This window comes from Mesorhizobium wenxiniae, assembly GCF_002284535.1.
GTDB lineage: Bacteria > Pseudomonadota > Alphaproteobacteria > Rhizobiales > Rhizobiaceae > Mesorhizobium > Mesorhizobium wenxiniae.
In genome coordinates this window covers 166,969-182,889 of the sequence record NZ_NPKH01000033.1, presented here as the reverse complement: position 1 = coordinate 182,889, position 15,921 = coordinate 166,969, and the positions used below count along the sequence as shown (strand labels likewise).

The window sequence follows — 15,921 nt, the reverse complement described above, 5'->3', positions numbered from 1 at the left end:
AGGCGTGAGGAACTTTGACTCCTCGCATCCGTTTACCCGAATGTTGGGGATGGGAGGTTCCGCCAATGAATGTCAGCGACGAAAGGACTGTATCCCTCTGGGCGGCGACCGAAGTAGCGCCCGACGCGGTCGCGCTCGGGCAGAGCGAACAGGTCGATGTCGTGATCGTCGGGTCTGGAATTGCCGGACTGTCGGTCGCGTACGAACTGGCCGTCGCCGGGCAAAAGGTGGGGGTCCTCGATCGCGGCCGGATCGGAAGCGGCATGACGGCTCGCACTACCGCGCACCTGTCATCCATTTGCGACGACTACTTTTCGGAACTGACCAAATTGCGCGGTGAGGACCTGGCGCGGATGTATTACCAAAGCCAGTCGGCCGCTATCGACCGTATCCAATCAATCCAGGAGAGCGAGAGTATCGCGTGCGATTTCCGACGCCTCGACGGCTTTCTCTTTCCGGCTTCCGGCAGGCAGCAATCCGACATCAAGCGCCAGCTGGACGCCGGTCTGAAAATCGGTGTCGACGTCGAGAAGATCAGGGGTGTGCCGTTTGCAGGCTTTTCGGATGCGCAGGCCCTTCGATACGCCAATCAGGCGACCTTCCACCCGCTCAAATATCTCCGCGGGCTGGCCGCAGGCATCCGCTCGCGCGGCGGCGCGCTTTATGCCGATACCGTTGTCGAAAAGGTCGAGGAGACTGACCGCGGCGTGCGCGCAACCACGGTTTCAGGCTTTACCGTGTCCGCCAAATCGGCCGTTGTCGCCACCAACTCGCCGATCAACGATCGGGTCGCCCTCCATACCAAGCAAGCGCCGTATCGGACCTACGCGATGTCGTTCGAGATCGCGCGCGATACCATACCGGATGCCCTGTATTGGGATACTGAAGACCCTTACCACTACGTTCGGCTTCAGCCTGGCGAAGATCGGACCGACTTCCTGATCGTCGGAGGTGAAGACCACAAAACAGGGCAGGCCGATGATGCCGGTGGTCGCTTCGCGGCCCTGGCGGCCTGGACCAAAAGGCTGGTGCCCGATGTCGGCGTGGAAACCAACCGGTGGTCCGGGCAGGTGATGGAGACCGTCGATTATGCGGGGTTCATCGGCCGCAATCCTGGCAACCGCCGCGTCTTTGTGGCGACTGGGGATTCCGGCCAGGGCATTACCCATGGCGTCGTCGCCGGCCTGTTGATTTCCGACCTGATTCTGAAGGGGGAAAGCCGCTGGCGCGAACTTTACGAGCCGTCTCGCAAGACGGCAGGCGCGATCGGCGATTATCTGTCGGAGAATGCGACAGCACTCAAGAGTTTTGCCGAGTATATCGCGCCTGGCGAAATCGATTCCGTCGACAAGCTGCGACCGGGAGAAGGTGCCATCGTCCGCGAAGGGCTCACCAAAATCGCCGCGTTTCGCGATGACGACGGCACGCTCTACAAGCGCTCGGCCGCATGCACGCATATCGGCTGCCATGTCCATTGGAACTCGCTCGAGCGCTGCTGGGACTGCCCCTGCCACGGCTCGCATTTTGCTATCGACGGCACGGCTTTGAACGGACCGGCAGTGTCGCCCCTGGCTTCGCTTGACTAGCCCTCTTCGAGACGAATATTCGCCTCGGCTGACTGGGACGCTTGCGCTCAAGTGGTCCTGCGCGGCGCCAATGGCGAAGGCTCAAGAGGGCGCGAAGTGGAATTTCTGCATCGCATCGGTCCGGCCAAACCGGCTCACAACTCTTTTTCGGCCAGCTCGCGAAAGGCATCGGGAATCGACCGCGACAGTCCGAGCGCGACCGAGGCATAGCCGACCGCCTCCCAGCCGAAGCGGTCGCGGATCTTATCGACGGCGCGGTCGGCGGTCCAGCGCGCCACGCCCTTCTTTGTGCCGGGGCGGCGGCGGTCGTCATCGAGGCCGAGCGGCAGTTCCAGCTGCAGGCCCGGTTGCTTTTCCAGATGCGAGACGGCGATCGCCAGCAGCGAAATGGTCTTTTCGTGCGGATGATCGACAAGCACCTTGCGCACCAGCGCCTCGGCGATCTCGGCCAGCATCGCGGTTGCCGAAATCGGCTGGTCGAGCGTGATCGAGCGCGTCACCGAGCGCAGGTCGGCGAAGCGGACACGGACCGTCACCGTACGGCCGGGCCGCGATTTCGCCCGCAGCCTGGTGGCGACCCTGTCGGCCAGATGCAGCAGGGTCGGCACGAAGACTTCCTCCTCGGCCGGTTTCCTGCCGAGCGCCGACTGCGCGCCGGCCGATCGCGCCCGGCGCTGCGTCTCGAGCTTGCGCGGATCGCGGTTCCAGGCCAGCGCGTTGAGCTTTTCGCCCGCCGCCGGGCCGAGCAGGCGCTCCAGCGACCCACCGTTGGTCTTCGCCAGCTCGCCGATGGTGTTGACGCCGATGCCGGCCAGCCGCTCCCTGGTGACCGGACCGACGCCCCACATCAGCTCAACCGGCAGATCGTGCAGGAACTCGAGCTCGTGGCGCGGATCGACCACCACCAGCCCGTCGGGCTTGGCCACTTGCGAGGCGATCTTGGCCAGATGCTTGGTGCGCGCCACGCCGACCGAGATTGGCAGGCCGAGTTCGGCGCGCACGCGGCGGCGGATGGTTGTGGCGATCTCGGCCGGCGGCCCGAACAGACGGGTACAGCCGGTGACGTCTGCGAAGGCCTCGTCGATGGAAATCCGCTCGACCACCGGCGTGAAATCGCCAAGCACTTTGATGGCCGCATCGCCCAGCCGCTGGTAGTCCTTGAAATGGCCGCCGACGAAAATCAGCCCGGGGCAGAGCTCCCGGGCACGCCGCCCCGGCATGCCGCCACGCACGCCGAAGGCCTTGGCTTCGTAGGAGGCGGCCAGCACGACCCCGCCGCCGACCGCGATCGGCTTGCCACGCAGGGCCGGGTCGAGCAACTGTTCGACCGAGGCGTAGAAGGCGTCCAGATCAGCGTGGAGGATGTTGGCTTCCATCCGGCCCGTTCGCCCGCGGAGGTTCGAACGCCGCATTGTCTCGAGGGTGGTTTGGTTTTGAACAAAAAGAGAACATTGTAGGTGGATTGTCAAGGAGCGTGGACCGGCAGGTGGAAGGCAATCGCTTCAGGTTTGCGCTGCCCCTCATCGCCCCGCTAGGCACTTCTCCCCGTAGGGACGGGAGACGGACGCTCTCGTCGATGGTTTCGCCAATCACCAACGTTGCAGGAAGTGCCGATGTTGCGGACAGCCCCCATCGCCCCGTCACCATACGGGAGAAGGTGCCGGCAGGCGGATGAGGGGCGGCGCCGACTCGGCAATCAGCCGATCGAGCGCTACAACCCCATCCTGTAGCCGAGATGGCTGGCGATGAAACCGAGGCGCTCGTAGAAAGCGTGCGCCTCTTGTCGACTCTTGTCGGTCGTGAGCTGAACGAAGCTGCAGTTGCGCGAGCGGCACTCTTCAACCGCCCATTCGAACATGCGTTTGCCGACGCCGCCGAACCGGCGGTGCCGGGCAACGCGAACGCCTTCGATTTGCCCGCGCCAGGCGCCTTTCCTCGAAATGCCCGGAATGAAGCTGAGCTGCAGGGTTCCAACCACTTGCCCGGCTTCGACGGCCACCGCCAGCAGCTGGTTGGGATCGGCATCGATTGCCCTGAAGGCATCGAGATAGGAGGGGGCGAGCGGCGTCGACGCGTCTTCCCGACCAGCGCCAAGCGCATCGTCGGCTAGCAATGCGACAATCGCCGGCAGATCGGGCGCTTGCGCGCGACGGAAATCAATTTCGCTCATCGAGGGACGACATACGGCGCGGGCCTGGCGACGGCAAGTGCGGTCCAGCCATTCGCGGCCGATGGCGTCGACGACCTCCGGCTTACGCGGCCTGCCGTGCCCAGAGGCGGTGGCCATAGCGGCGGAAGAAGCGCGCCAAGAGCCGCTGCTGCCTGGCGCGGGCGAGATCGGCGCCGCGTCTTTCCTGGCGCCAGCGCGGCATGTTGCGGAACAGCGCAATGAAGCGGGCGGCGTCCTCGAGCGCCTCCTCGGCCGACTGCGCCGGGCGGATCGCCGCCAGGAACAAGGCCTCGCCGTGCTTCAGCCGGTCGACCACCGCCTTGCGCTGGTCATGGCCCAGGCGGGCCTTGCCTATGCCGTCGAGGCGGATGGCGGCGAAGGCTGCCAGCATGGCCAGGCTGTCGCCGGTATAGCCGCAATCACGGGCGAATTGAGCGGAGAGGGCGTCCATCCTGGTTTCCTTGGCTGAGCGGCGCGACGGGTGCCCGGTCTTGCCGCCCATGCGTACGTCACGGCGCTAATTAATCGTCGGTATGTCAATATACAAGCATAACTCAAAAATATGCGCAAGTTAAACTTTTGCGCAGGGTTGGGCAGATCCGACTCGACTCTTCGGAAAAAACCCATAATGTTGCGAACAAAACAGGAACATGAGGCATCAGGAACAATGGCATTGCCGGGCAAGGAAGCGACGATCGCCGAGGTTGTCTCGATTGCGGTCGAGTGTATCGATTGCGGCCGCAACAGATGGTGGAAGCCGGCTGAGCTCAGGCGCTTCGGGGTAACTGCGCAGACGCCGCTGGCGTCCCTTTCGGGGCGCCTCATTTGCTCGGCCTGCCGCGCCGATGGCCTGCCGGGCGCAGCGGTCGTGATCCAGGCGGCATTCGTCGACGAGCAGCAGCGGCGCCGCGCCGAGGCGCGGATGCTCAGCGAGCGCGAGGTTCCGCTGGAGAGATCCAGGCGGGCTTGAGTGGCGCGCCGATCCACCTTCTCCCACAGGGGGAGAAGGGAGCGCGCGAACCCGCCACCCCTAATACCCCAGCAGTTCCTTGAGCGGGATGACGCGGAAGACGGCCTTGATCGCGTAGCGGTTGAAGGTCAGCGTCTTCGGCGGATTGTACTGCTCGACGACCAGCTCGGCAGCGGTGCGCTTGACAAGCTTCTTGATGAAGGCCTTGCCGTTGCGTTCGTTTTCTTCGGGGAACATCTCGATCACCACATGGTCGCCTGGCACGGCGTCGCGGCCGCCGCAATAAAGCATCTCGCCGGGCTCGTAGCGCGGCGCCATCGAGTCGGAGAGCACATGCAGCGCAAACACCTTGCGCAGATGGGCGATGCCGGGCGGGCGCTGGACGTAGCCGGCGACCTCGCCGTTGAAGGTGAAGTCGCCGTCGTCGCCGCCAACCGCAGCACCCAGAAGCTCGATGTCCATCGGGCCGGCGGGCAGAGGGGCGGCGTCGGTGACGATCTCGGCGTCGGCGACATTGTCGGCGTCGTCGAGGAAGACGACCTCGCCCTTGCCGAGCGCCACCGGGTCGACGCGCAGGAAGGCGGCGGTCTTCAAAAGGTTCTCGGTTTTTGGCAGGTTGCGGCCGGTTTCCCAATTGCCGACGGCGGCGACATCGGTGTCGTTGTGCTCGGCAATGTGGCGCATCACCAGGCCACGCTGCTTGCGCGCCTTGCGGATCGCCGCCCCGACCTTGATCGACAACGAAGTTTTCGCCATGGCGCCATCTGAAACATAAGAATCGGTTTCGTCCATGAAAGAATAGCTTGCATAACTTTGCAAGTTATGCTTATATACAGCCATGCACAAGCCCCGTTGCCCCATCTCGTTTTCCCATCCGTCCCGGCTGTCCTCCTCCCCGGCCGGGACGAAGCCCGAGGCTAGCGCCTCGGCTCCGGTCGCCCTGCCGTCATGGCAGGCGACCGGAACGGCCGGAGCCGTTCCCCTCACGGCTCCGGCCACGAACTTACGCGAGTGCCGCGCCGGCCGTTCGCGCATCCGCACCGAGGATGGCACGGTCATTGTCTTCGACCGGCGCACGGGCAGGGCGGTTTCCGGCGCCACCCGCGAGGCGGCAGAGGCGAAGCTTGGCCGCCGGTGGTGATCTCCCTTCTCCCCTGTGAACGGGGAGAGGGGCAGCTTCGGCATCTACGCAACCCTTTCAATGGAAGAACACCATGCCCGCCTATACCGACACAGAATTGCAAAGCATCGCCCGCACGCCGGCCAGGCTGGCGCCGCCGGTCTGGCTGCCGCAGCGCCAGACCGTGCGCGAGATCCACGGGCCCGACGGCGAGGCCTTCAAGCTGCCGGCGCCGCGCCCCGTTGCCCCCGGGCGCCAGCCGCACGTCGCGGCCATGCGTTTCATCGACTGCCTGTTCAACCGCTGCCGCGCACCGCTCGATCTGACGCTGGAGGAAGATCCCGAGAACGACGCGCCCGGCAGCCGGCCGGCACTGGACATGCTGTGCTGCGGCCTGCGCACGCGGCCGCTGAAAAGCTACTGCGCCTATCACGCGGCGCGCCTCTGCGACCATCGCCCTACGGCTCTGGCGGATGCGGCGTGAACTGGGTCTTGCGTTCCTCGCCCCGCTACGTGGGGCGAGGAACCAGGTTCTGCGAAGGCAGCCAATCAAACGAGGAGACTGTCCATGAGCAAGAAGACCGCCAAGGTCAAGGCGCCGAAGGCGCCCAAACTGGCAAAGGGCGAGGCCGAGCAGGTGCGCATCCGCAAGGAGGTCGGTCATGATTTCGCGCTGAAGGGCGACGCCTTCGGCCGCAAGCGGCTGGCGACCGGCACGCAGGAGGCGAGGCGCATCTATGAGGTTTCCAATGACGGCCACACCTCGACCGGCGGCATCGTGCGGGTGCGCAACGTCGACCCGCTGACCGGCATCACCTCGCTGTCGCGCCAGCAGCGCGAGGCGGGTATGCGCTACCGCGAGGATTTTCGCGTCTCGGCCCAGGACGGCGTCAAGCCGATGGCGCTGACCGAGCGCGTCGACGGCGGCCGCATCGGCGGCGGCGTTGCCGACCGCATCCTGTCGGCCGGCCGCGCCTATGCCGACGCCACCAGGGCGCTTTCGCATTGGGAGGTGTCGGGCGTGGTACAAAAAGTCTGCTGCCATGGCGAAACGGTGAAGAGCCTCGCCGAACAGACGGGCGAGCCGCGGGACGTTGTGTCCAAACTGCTCAAGGTCGGGCTGGATTTGTTGGCGGTGCATTACGGGATGACGCTGATGCGGCGGCCGCGGGGGTAGGGCGCGAACGGACGGCGGGACGCCGAACCAATGGGTGATCAGGCTAGAGGCGAACCTCGATCCGCCAGCGTCCTCCAATTGAAGGGCGCGAGCTTCTCGACGGCCTGTTACGGTGCGCCATTGCTGGTAGATCGCAATGCCAAAGCCACCGCTAGACCCTCATTTCGCAGACGTGGCGCCGACGTCTTCGGTGCTGACCGCCTATGACGAGCACTGCATGCTGACTTACATCCGGCTGCTCGATGCTTCGGCGGACGGGGCCGATTGGCGTGAGGTCGCCTACACCGTTCTGCACATTGATCCGAACCAGGAGCCGGAACGGGCATTCCGGGCTTGGGCGACGCATCTGGCGCGCGCTCGCTGGATGACCGGGAATGAGGGTTGGCGCCGATCGGCACGATGAGCGGCGTGGATGACGCCGGAGATCTTTCGTGGAACTGCCGTCCCGGTTTGCCCGTTTAGACAGGAATCCAACTGGGAAGCGCCCGATGAACTCTTGGCAAATCAATACTTTGGAGGCGTGCTGCCTTCTTGCCGTTCCGCTGTCGATGATCCTTACGGTTCTGATAGCGGGTCTTATCCTTGGCTGAATCCCCGCTACACTGTCCAGTGAAGAAGGCTCTTCCCGGCCCGCATCGTGGTACGGGGCAATCGTGGGTTGCGCCTCTACGTCGAAGAGACAGGATTAAGGCGTATTAGCGAGTTAGGGTTAACAAGGGGTTTTCAGGTGACGCTGCTTCAAATCTCCTCGATCGTGGCTGAACTCGCGGTCTCCTACGTCACGATTGCACTCACATATCTGGCAGCTGTGTACGCGATTTGCTCCCGCTATTAGCCGCCGCGCGTCCAGTCGGCTTCCGGCACGCGACACCTGTCGCCAGCCTGGCGCCAAATTTCATCACGGGCGCCTATCGCGACAGCGCCATCTTGGACGCGCATTGCCCAACCTCTCAATCCTTCGCGCGTTCCACGTACGCGCCGTCGGCCGTCATGACCACCACGCGGGTGCCAGCGCTGATGTGCGGCGGAACCAGCGTGCGCACGCCGTTGGACAGCGTCGCCGGCTTGTAGGACGAGGATGCCGTCTGGCCCTTGGTCACCGGCTCGGTCTCGACCACCTCGAAGGTGGCGCGCTGCGGCAACACCAGCGAGATGGCGATGCCATTGTGCTGCGAGATCTGCACCGCCATGCCTTCCGTGAGATAGGGCGCCATTTCGCCGACCACGCTTTCCGACACCGCGATCTGGTCGTAGCTTTCCGGGTTCATGAAATGGAAGCCCTCGCCATCGCGATAGAGGAAGGTGTGCTCGCGCTCCTCGACATAGGCGCGCTCGACCTGCTCGGTGGTGCGGTAGCGCTCCGAAACCTTCACTCCATCGGAGATGCGGCGCATGTCGAGCTGGGTCACCGGCGTGCCCTTGCCCGGATGGATGTTTTCGGCAAAGAGGATCACATAGAGCTTGCCGTCCTTTTCGACGACATTGCCTTTGCGTAGGGAACTGGCGATGACCTTCACGGGCTTTATTCCTAAGAGCGTTGACTGGCATGGGAGCGCCGACTGGCGCAAATCGGCTGCGGGAGCCGTTCGGTGCGGCCTAGCGCATCTTGGCGACAATCGCCAGTCCTCCATGCAAATCCGCCGGTCATGACCGCCGCCTCGCCCTGGTGGACGCCTGATGTTCACGCCGACCGGCGGCCGCGGCTGATCCTGCGCAATGCCATCACTGCGGCCCTGCGCGACTGGTTTGCCCGCCGCGACTTCGTCGAGGTGGAGACGGCGGCGCTGCAGGTCTCGCCCGGCAACGAGGCGCATCTGTCGGCCTTCGCCACCGAGGCGATCGGGCCGGACGGGCAGCACCTGCCGCTCTATTTGCACACATCGCCGGAATTCGCCTGCAAGAAGCTGCTCACCGCCGGCGAGAAGCGCATCTTCAGCCTGAGCGCCGTCTATCGCAACCGCGAGCGCGGCCCGTTGCACCACCCGTCCTTCACAATGCTCGAATGGTACCGGGCAGATGAAACCTATGAGCGCCTGATGGAGGATTGCGCCGGGCTTGTCGCGCTGGCCGCCGAGCGGGCCGGCACAAAACGTTTCGCCTTTCGCGGCCGCGAGGCCGATCCGTTCGCCGAGCCGGAACGGTTGAGCGTTGCCGAGGCTTTTGCGCGCCATGCCGGCATCGACCTGCTGGCCACGGTAGCCGCTGACGGCAGCACCGATCGCGAAGCGCTGCGCGCAGCTCTGGTCAAGGCGGGCCTACGCACCGCACCGGACGACAATTGGGCCGATCTGTTCAGCCGGGTAATGGTGGAAAAAATCGAGCCGGCGCTGGGGCAGGGGCGCGCCACCATTCTTTACGGCTATCCGATTTCGGAGGCAGCGCTCGCCCGGCCGAGCGCGGATGACCCGCGGGTCGCCGAGCGCTTCGAGCTCTATTGCTGCGGCGTCGAGCTGGCCAACGCCTTCGGCGAGCTGACCGACGCCGTCGAGCAGCGCCGGCGCTTCATCCTCGAGATGGACGAGAAGGAGCGCGTCTATGGCGAACGCTATCCGATCGACGAGGATTTCCTCGCCGCACTCGCAATCATGCCGCAGGCAAGCGGCGCCGCACTCGGCTTCGACCGGCTGGTGATGCTGGCAACTGGGGCGATGCGGGTTGAGGATGTGATGTGGACGCCGGTGGCGGGGTGAGGGGAGCGCGGTAGCGAGTTGGCTGAGGCGGACTCTGCCGCTATGCCAAGGGAAAAGATCAGCGCCTGTCCAGCCCGGCCTCGATGACGATATGCTGGCAGACGTTGTCAATGTCACGAATGACGTCATCGTTCCAGAAGCGCAGGATGGTCCAGCCGTCTTGTTCCAGACGCTTTGTCCTCGCCTCATCGCCTTCATTGGCATCGGCATGCTGCGAACCATCGACTTCGACGACAATTTCCTTTTCCGGGCAAGCAAAGTCGACGATGTAACCAGCGATCGGAAATTGTCTCCGGAACCCGAGCCCCATCAGCTGCTGCGCGCGAAGCTCATTCCAGAGCTTCAATTCGGCGTCGGTCATGACTTTGCGCATCGACTTGGCATTGGCGCGATTTCGTGGGGCAACCGCGTGTGAGGCATTGTCAGTGCTCGGTTGCTTTTGAGATTGGCGCTCTACGGCGCGCCCCTCTGTCCTGCCGGACATCTCCCCCACAAGTGGGGAGATTGGCAGTTCCGCCAACAGCGCCTCTTTTACGAGGTTGGCGATTTGGCGAAATCAAAGATGACGGCCGATCTCCCACCAAGTGGGGAGATGTCCGGCAGGACAGAGGGGGCGCTGTCCCGCCAACCTTGCCTTGATTTCGAGCTCCATCCTCACTGCTTCTCCTCCCGGTGGGACTTCACATTTCCTACCGCCCCATTAGCAAAGCTACGATGAGTTGCTGCAGATTGCCGCGCGGGGCGAATTCTACCCGGTCGAAATCGCGGCTTGCCTGCCGCTGTGCCTGGGAGAGTTCGGCGAGCCGCCTGGTCATTTCGGTCCTGATCTTTTCGCACCCGGGATCGTCGGGGACGGACAGGCCGATGGTGGCCGTCTCGATCTTGCGGACCATATCGACGATGATGTCGCCATGCACCTTTTCGTGGGCGGCGAGGCCGGCGGCAAAAACGTCCCAACTTTTCTGCACGGCGGCCGGCACCGGCCCGGACGTTTTGGGCAAGGTGTAGGTTATGATGAGCTTCGGCCGCGCCGATACCAGCACGCAGGCATTGCCTTGTCGCTGATAGTCCCTGACCCAGGTCAGCTTGAAATTGGTGTAGGCCATGGCGCGGACCTTGCTTTTGCCGATCATCGGCCCCCGCTCGCCCATCGAGGCATGGAGCTGGGGACCGGTCTGCCCTGAAACGGCGTAGGTCTCGACCTTCTCGACCGGCTTCCATCCCGCCTGCGCCGGCGATGCCAACAAACAGGCCAGGAGCAGAGACTTCAGAACGACTGTTTTCATGCGAATCCCCCGGGCCGATGGCTTTGGTGCGCTTGAGATCATCAACGCGTGGCAGGAATGCGGTCAAGGCGCCCTTGCCAAACTCGGCGTTCGCATTCGCGTCGAAAGAACCAATCGACGGCGATGCGCCGCAAACTCAATCCGCTTGGCGGGCCCGTTTTGAAATCTTCTTTCTCACTAATCTCTATAGCTTACTAGAGTTAAGCCACACATGCGCTTTGCGAGGAGCCCAAATGTCGAAAAAGCTAGTGGTGGGGCTGTCAGGCAACCTGACCCGTCCGTCGAAGACCAAGGCGTTTATCAGCCACATCGTCGCGGAGGTGGCGAGCAGCACCGGTGCAGCCTCGACCGTTTTCGACCTAGAGGATCTCGGTCAGTCCTTCCCGCTGGCAAAGCGCATTGGCGATCTGGATCCGTTGGCCAGAAACATCGTCGAGCGATTGCTGGGGGCCGATATCCTGGTGGTTGGCTCGCCGACCTTCAAAGGCAGCTACACCGGGCTGTTCAAGCATTTCTTCGACCTGCTCGACCCGTCATCCCTGAGGGGAAAGCCGGTCATCCTTGCTGCGACCGGCGGCGGCGATCGTCATTCGCTGGTGGTCGAACATCAGCTGCGGCCGCTGTTCGGCTTCTTCGAGGCGCTGACCCTGCCGACCGCGATTTACGCCTCCGACAAGGACTTCGCCAACGGCGTGCTGGTGTCCGAAGCCATCCATGCTCGCGCCAGGCAAGCGGTCGCCGAGGCTTGCCGGGCGGTGCCACGCAGCGTCGGTCTTGCCGCTTGAACACCGGCCAGTGACCCTCAATCCTTTTCCGCACAGTCTGAAGGAACCCGCAATGACCAGACCCAGCAAGTCCAGGCAGATCAAGCTTGGTGCTTTCCTGCCCGGTGGCGGACAGCATATCGCAGCCTGGCGCCACCCTGACGCGCCGGCGGACGGCGCGACGAATTTCGAGTTCCACAGGCAGCTCGCGCTTACCGCCGAACGCGGCCTGTTCGATGCCTATTTCCTCGCCGACAATCTGACCGTCGGCCTCGGCGCCCGCGAAGGCGGCAATGCAAAGATCGCCGGGTTCGAGCCGGTGACGCTGTTTGCCGCATTGGCGCCGCTCACCACACATCTGGGCTTCATCGCCACCGCCTCCACCACCTATGAGGAGCCGTATACGCTCGCCCGCAAGTTCGCCTCGCTCGATCTTCTGTCGAATGGCCGGGCGGGCTGGAATGTCGTGACCTCGGCGGGCGACGAAACCGCGCGCAATTTCAATCGCGAGACGCAGCCTGCCCACGCCGAGCGCTATGCCCGCGCGCATGAGCATGTCGAGACGGTCAAGGCGCTGTGGGATAGCTGGGAAGATGATGCCTTCATCCGCGACAAGAAGTCGGGGCGCTTCTACGATAAGGACAAGCTTCACGACATCGACCACAAGGGCCCGCATTTCAGTGTCAAAGGTCCGCTCAATGTGCCGCGCCCGGTGCAGGGCCACCCGGTGGTGGTGCAGGCCGGGCAGTCGGAGGACGGCCGCAAGCTCGCCGCCCAATCGGCTGAAGTCATCTTCACCGCCCATCAGAATCTAGCCTCGGCGCAAGACTTCTACCGCGACATCAAGGCGCGCGTGGCGGCAGTCGGCCGCGATCCCAGACAGGTGCTGATCATGCCGGGCGTAGCACCCTTCGTCGGCCGCACCGAAGAGGAAGCCCGCGCCAAGTACCGGCAGCTAAACGATCTGATACTGCCCGAGGATGGCGTGGCCCTGCTCAACGGGTTGGCCGGCCAGACGCTCGACATCAGGGGTTATCCGCTCGACGGACCGCTGCCGCCGAGCAAGGAAACCGAAGGCATGAAGAGCCGCCAGGCGCTGATCCGCCAGATCGCCGACGAGCACAACTTCACCATCCGCCAGCTCTACCAGTGGGTGGCGACGGCCCGCGGCCACTACACTGTCATCGGCAGCGCGGTGCAGGTCGCCGATCAGCTGGAGGAATGGTTCGGCAACGAGGCCGCCGACGGCTTCAACATCCTGCCGCCCTGGTTGCCCGGGGCGCTCGATGACTTCGTCGACCTGGTGATCCCCGAGCTGCAGCGCCGCGGCCTGTTCCGCACCGCCTACGAAGGCAGGACGCTGCGCGAGAATCTCGGCCTCAGGCGGCCGGAAAACCCCTGGACCGCAGCGCGCTCGAAGGTGCTGGCCGCCGAATAAATTCTCTGAAGCAAAGGGCAAGACGATGAGTTTGCAACACATCGAGCGGCCGGTCACGATCGCCGCACATGACGGCAGAACTAGCCTCGGCGCCGATCTTCCGCGCCTGGCCAACCGGGCTGTCGTCCGCTTCCTGTCCCGTTACGGCATCCTGATCGCCTTCCTCGCGATCTGGCAGGTCTCGAGCAGCGCGGGATGGGTCAACGCCGCGGTGCTGCCGCCGATCGACACGATCGTCTCCGCATTGTGGAATGGTCTGGTCGGCGGCACCTTGCTTGGCGACATCGCCATCAGCCTGCAGCGCGCCGGCCTCGCCTTCGCAGCGGCGGTGGCGGTTGCCATCCCGCTCGGTCTGTTCATGGGCCAGGTGCGCGCCGTCGAAACCGCGCTTGATCCGATCCTGCAGGTTTTTCGACAGACTTCTGCGCTGGCCCTCTACCCGGTGTTCATCCTGCTGCTCGGGCTGGGGGAGGCCTCAAAGGTCTTCGTCATCTTCTGGGCGACGCTGTTTCCGCTGCTGCTCAACACCATCAGCGGCGTCAAGCAAGTCGATCCGAAACTGCTCGAAATGGCCCGGGTCTATGGCGCCACGCGGCTCACCGCGTTTCGCCGGGTCGTGCTTCCGGGGGCCGTCCCGTCGATCTTCGTGGGCTTAAGGCTGAGTGCGACCACGGCGCTCTTGCTGCTGATCGCCTCCGAAATGATCGGCGCCAACAGGGGCATCGGCTTCCAGGTGATGAACGCGCAGTACAACTTCCAGATCCCGCTGATGTTTGCGGCGATCGTCATCCTCGCCGGCCTCGGCCTGATCGCCAACCAGGCGCTGGTCAGCCTTCAGCGGCGGCTTTGCCGCTGGAGCAATCCCATCGACTGACCAGCCTTTCACCATCCTCTCCAACAGGCACCATCCTCCAACAGGAAAGACCGGACCATGCCAATCACTCGCCGTTCCCTGCTTGCGGGCGCTCCCTTTGCCGCCGGCGTCATCGCCACCGGCCTGCCTCGCTTTGCCGCTGCGCAAGCTGCGCCGGTCACGTTTCGCTACCTCGCCAGCCGCGGCAGCATCTCGCCGCATGAGCTGGCGGACGAGCTCGGCTATTTCAACGACCTCGGCGTCAAGCTGGAGAATGTCGGCTACTCGGGCGGCGGCCCGGAATCGCTGTTCGCGCTCGCCTCCGGCAGCGTCGATCTCGGCTCGGCCGCAACCGCTGCGGTGATCAATTCGATCTTCGGAGGCAACGACTTCGTCGCCGCCTATCCAAGCAACGGCATCAACAGGCAAGTGCACAGCGTCTTCTACGTGCTGGAAGACAGTCCGATCAAATCGATTGCCGACGTCGCCGGCAAGACCATTGCGGTCAACACGCTTGGTGCCCATCTCGACTACACCGTGCGCGAGGCGCTGCACGGGGTCGGCCTGCCGCCGGATGCGGCCAAGCTCGTCGTGGTGCCCGGGCCGCAGCTTGAACAGACCCTGCGGTCGCGCCAAGTCGATATCGCAGCACTGGGCTATTGGCAGGCGACGTTTGCCGGCGCGCTGGTGGACAAGGGCGGCGTGCGGGGTGTGTTCAACGACACCGACGTGCTGGGCGAACTGGCCGGAGGCTTCATCGTCCTGCGGCGCGACTTCATCACGGCGCATCCGGATGGCGCCCGCAATTTCGTCGAACAGTCGGCCCGCGCCGCCGACTGGTCGCGCCAGAACCCGGACGAGGCGCGCAAGGTGCTCGCGGACATCCTCGACAAGCGCGGCGAAAATGGCGAGCTGGCACGCTACTGGACCGGCTTCGGCCTGCGCGAAGGGGCCAAGGCTGACGACCGCGACATCGACTTCTGGGTTAGCGTGCTCGAGCGCGACGGCCGCCTGCCCAAGGGCAGGCTGAAAGCCGCTGATATCCTTTACCGGCGCGGCGAAACGAAAACCAACTGACCGGGAGACGGGCGCCATGGCTACCACAGGCGGCGGCGAGGTCACCATCCGCGACCTGTCCAAATCCTTCAGCCTCGGCGGGCGTCCGCTTGCCGTGCTGAGGGCTCTCAACCTCGATATCCGCTCCGGCGAATGTCTCGTCATTGTCGGCGCCAGCGGATCGGGCAAGACCACGCTGCTGCGCATTCTTGCCGGGCTGGAGGCCTCCGACAGTGGCGGTGTCGCGATCGACGGCAAGCCGGTCCATGGCGTCGGCGCTGAACGCGCGGTGATCTTCCAGGAACCGCGCCTGCTGCCCTGGCTGACGGTGCTCGGCAACGTCGCCTTTGGCCTCGAAGTGCGGGGCGTGCCCAAGGCGGAGGCCGAGGACAAGGCCCGCTTCTATACCGAGCTCGTTGGTCTTGCCGAATTCAGCGATGCCTATCCCAGGCAGCTTTCGGGCGGCATGGCGCAGCGCGTCGGCATCGCCCGGGCCTTGACCGTGCAGCCTGAAATCCTGCTGCTCGATGAGCCGCTGGGCGCGCTCGACGCCATGACCAAGATCGGCATGCAAGAGGAACTGGCGCGCATCTGGAGCGAGGAGAACGTCACCGTGGTCATGGTCACCCATGATCTGGAAGAAGCGATCTATCTCGCGGACAGGGTGCTGATCCTGCCCAGGGAGAAGGGCGGCACAGCGCGGCTGGTCGAGGTTGAACTGCCGCGCCCCCGCGATCCCAGCGAAGGCCGGTTCGTGCGCTATCGCGAAGAACTGCTGCGCGAGTTTGGCTTGCACTGAGACGCGGTGACA

18 protein-coding genes are annotated in these 15,921 nt (G+C 64.4%); 11 read left to right on the top strand and 7 right to left on the bottom strand.

Annotated elements, in window-relative coordinates; all coding sequences use genetic code 11:
• The first annotated feature begins 65 nt into the window (after window positions 1–65).
• Window positions 66–1,586 (top strand): FAD-dependent oxidoreductase, encoded by a 1,521-nt coding sequence (locus tag CIT31_RS26155; RefSeq protein WP_095520957.1) that lies wholly within the window; start codon window positions 66–68, stop codon window positions 1,584–1,586.
• A gap of 134 nt (window positions 1,587–1,720) precedes the next feature.
• Here CIT31_RS26155 and dinB read toward each other — a convergent pair whose 3' ends face one another.
• The 3 genes from dinB to CIT31_RS26140 all read right to left on the bottom strand — a co-directional run bounded on the left by dinB (window position 1,721) and on the right by CIT31_RS26140 (window position 4,207).
• Window positions 1,721–2,962, bottom strand: coding sequence for a DNA polymerase IV (gene dinB, locus CIT31_RS26150; RefSeq protein WP_095520956.1), 1,242 nt, complete (start codon window positions 2,960–2,962; stop codon window positions 1,721–1,723).
• A gap of 335 nt (window positions 2,963–3,297) precedes the next feature.
• On the bottom strand, window positions 3,298–3,756 hold the full coding sequence (locus CIT31_RS26145) for a GNAT family N-acetyltransferase (protein WP_095521015.1): 459 nt from the start codon (window positions 3,754–3,756) through the stop codon (window positions 3,298–3,300).
• Window positions 3,757–3,838: 82 nt separating this feature from the next.
• On the bottom strand, window positions 3,839–4,207 hold the full coding sequence (locus tag CIT31_RS26140) for a hypothetical protein (protein WP_095521014.1): 369 nt from the start codon (window positions 4,205–4,207) through the stop codon (window positions 3,839–3,841).
• A 216-nt stretch (window positions 4,208–4,423) separates the two neighbouring features.
• On the opposite strand from CIT31_RS26140, the gene CIT31_RS26135 reads away from it, so the two are divergent.
• The gene (locus CIT31_RS26135) at window positions 4,424–4,726 is read left to right on the top strand and encodes a hypothetical protein (protein ID WP_029351182.1); all 303 of its coding nucleotides are present in this window, start codon (window positions 4,424–4,426) and stop codon (window positions 4,724–4,726) included.
• Between the two features lie 60 nt (window positions 4,727–4,786).
• Here CIT31_RS26135 and CIT31_RS26130 read toward each other — a convergent pair whose 3' ends face one another.
• Complete coding sequence (locus CIT31_RS26130) at window positions 4,787–5,482, bottom strand: XRE family transcriptional regulator (RefSeq protein WP_165778556.1); 696 nt, start codon at window positions 5,480–5,482, stop codon at window positions 4,787–4,789.
• A 458-nt stretch (window positions 5,483–5,940) separates the two neighbouring features.
• Between CIT31_RS26130 and CIT31_RS26120 the strand changes: the two genes are divergently transcribed.
• From CIT31_RS26120 to CIT31_RS26110, 3 genes are all read left to right on the top strand, one after another.
• Window positions 5,941–6,330, top strand: a complete 390-nt coding sequence (locus tag CIT31_RS26120) for a hypothetical protein (RefSeq protein ID WP_342586958.1) — start codon at window positions 5,941–5,943, stop codon at window positions 6,328–6,330.
• 84 nt (window positions 6,331–6,414) lie between these two features.
• Window positions 6,415–7,023, top strand: coding sequence for a DUF6456 domain-containing protein (locus CIT31_RS26115; protein WP_095520953.1), 609 nt, complete (start codon window positions 6,415–6,417; stop codon window positions 7,021–7,023).
• 136 nt (window positions 7,024–7,159) lie between these two features.
• A complete protein-coding gene (locus CIT31_RS26110) occupies window positions 7,160–7,426 on the top strand; it encodes a hypothetical protein (RefSeq protein ID WP_065008641.1) in 267 nt (88 codons plus the stop codon).
• A gap of 547 nt (window positions 7,427–7,973) precedes the next feature.
• On the opposite strand, the gene efp is transcribed toward CIT31_RS26110, so the two are convergent.
• On the bottom strand, window positions 7,974–8,540 hold the full coding sequence (gene efp, locus CIT31_RS26105) for an elongation factor P (protein ID WP_095520952.1): 567 nt from the start codon (window positions 8,538–8,540) through the stop codon (window positions 7,974–7,976).
• A 129-nt stretch (window positions 8,541–8,669) separates the two neighbouring features.
• Between efp and epmA the strand changes: the two genes are divergently transcribed.
• A complete protein-coding gene (gene epmA, locus CIT31_RS26100; RefSeq protein WP_095520951.1) occupies window positions 8,670–9,713 on the top strand; it encodes an EF-P lysine aminoacylase EpmA in 1,044 nt (347 codons plus the stop codon).
• Between the two features lie 58 nt (window positions 9,714–9,771).
• Here epmA and CIT31_RS26095 read toward each other — a convergent pair whose 3' ends face one another.
• Both CIT31_RS26095 and CIT31_RS26085 read right to left on the bottom strand, forming a co-directional pair.
• Entirely contained in the window at window positions 9,772–10,086 is a 315-nt protein-coding gene (locus CIT31_RS26095; RefSeq protein ID WP_245316473.1) for an endonuclease domain-containing protein, read from the bottom strand.
• Window positions 10,087–10,402: 316 nt separating this feature from the next.
• Window positions 10,403–10,999, bottom strand: a complete 597-nt coding sequence (locus CIT31_RS26085) for a DUF922 domain-containing Zn-dependent protease (protein WP_065008643.1) — start codon at window positions 10,997–10,999, stop codon at window positions 10,403–10,405.
• 233 nt (window positions 11,000–11,232) lie between these two features.
• On the opposite strand from CIT31_RS26085, the gene msuE reads away from it, so the two are divergent.
• Genes msuE through CIT31_RS26060 form a run of 5 tightly spaced genes read left to right on the top strand, consistent with a single transcriptional unit; the run spans window position 11,233 to window position 15,909 of the window.
• Complete coding sequence (gene msuE / locus CIT31_RS26080) at window positions 11,233–11,784, top strand: FMN reductase (protein WP_095520949.1); 552 nt, start codon at window positions 11,233–11,235, stop codon at window positions 11,782–11,784.
• Window positions 11,785–11,836: 52 nt separating this feature from the next.
• On the top strand, window positions 11,837–13,201 hold the full coding sequence (locus CIT31_RS26075) for an LLM class flavin-dependent oxidoreductase (protein ID WP_095520948.1): 1,365 nt from the start codon (window positions 11,837–11,839) through the stop codon (window positions 13,199–13,201).
• Window positions 13,202–13,226: 25 nt separating this feature from the next.
• The gene (locus tag CIT31_RS26070) at window positions 13,227–14,075 is read left to right on the top strand and encodes an ABC transporter permease (RefSeq protein WP_065008646.1); all 849 of its coding nucleotides are present in this window, start codon (window positions 13,227–13,229) and stop codon (window positions 14,073–14,075) included.
• Window positions 14,076–14,132: 57 nt separating this feature from the next.
• Window positions 14,133–15,131, top strand: a complete 999-nt coding sequence (locus CIT31_RS26065; protein WP_095520947.1) for an ABC transporter substrate-binding protein — start codon at window positions 14,133–14,135, stop codon at window positions 15,129–15,131.
• Between the two features lie 16 nt (window positions 15,132–15,147).
• A complete protein-coding gene (locus CIT31_RS26060; protein ID WP_095520946.1) occupies window positions 15,148–15,909 on the top strand; it encodes an ABC transporter ATP-binding protein in 762 nt (253 codons plus the stop codon).
• Window positions 15,910–15,921: the final 12 nt, after the last annotated feature.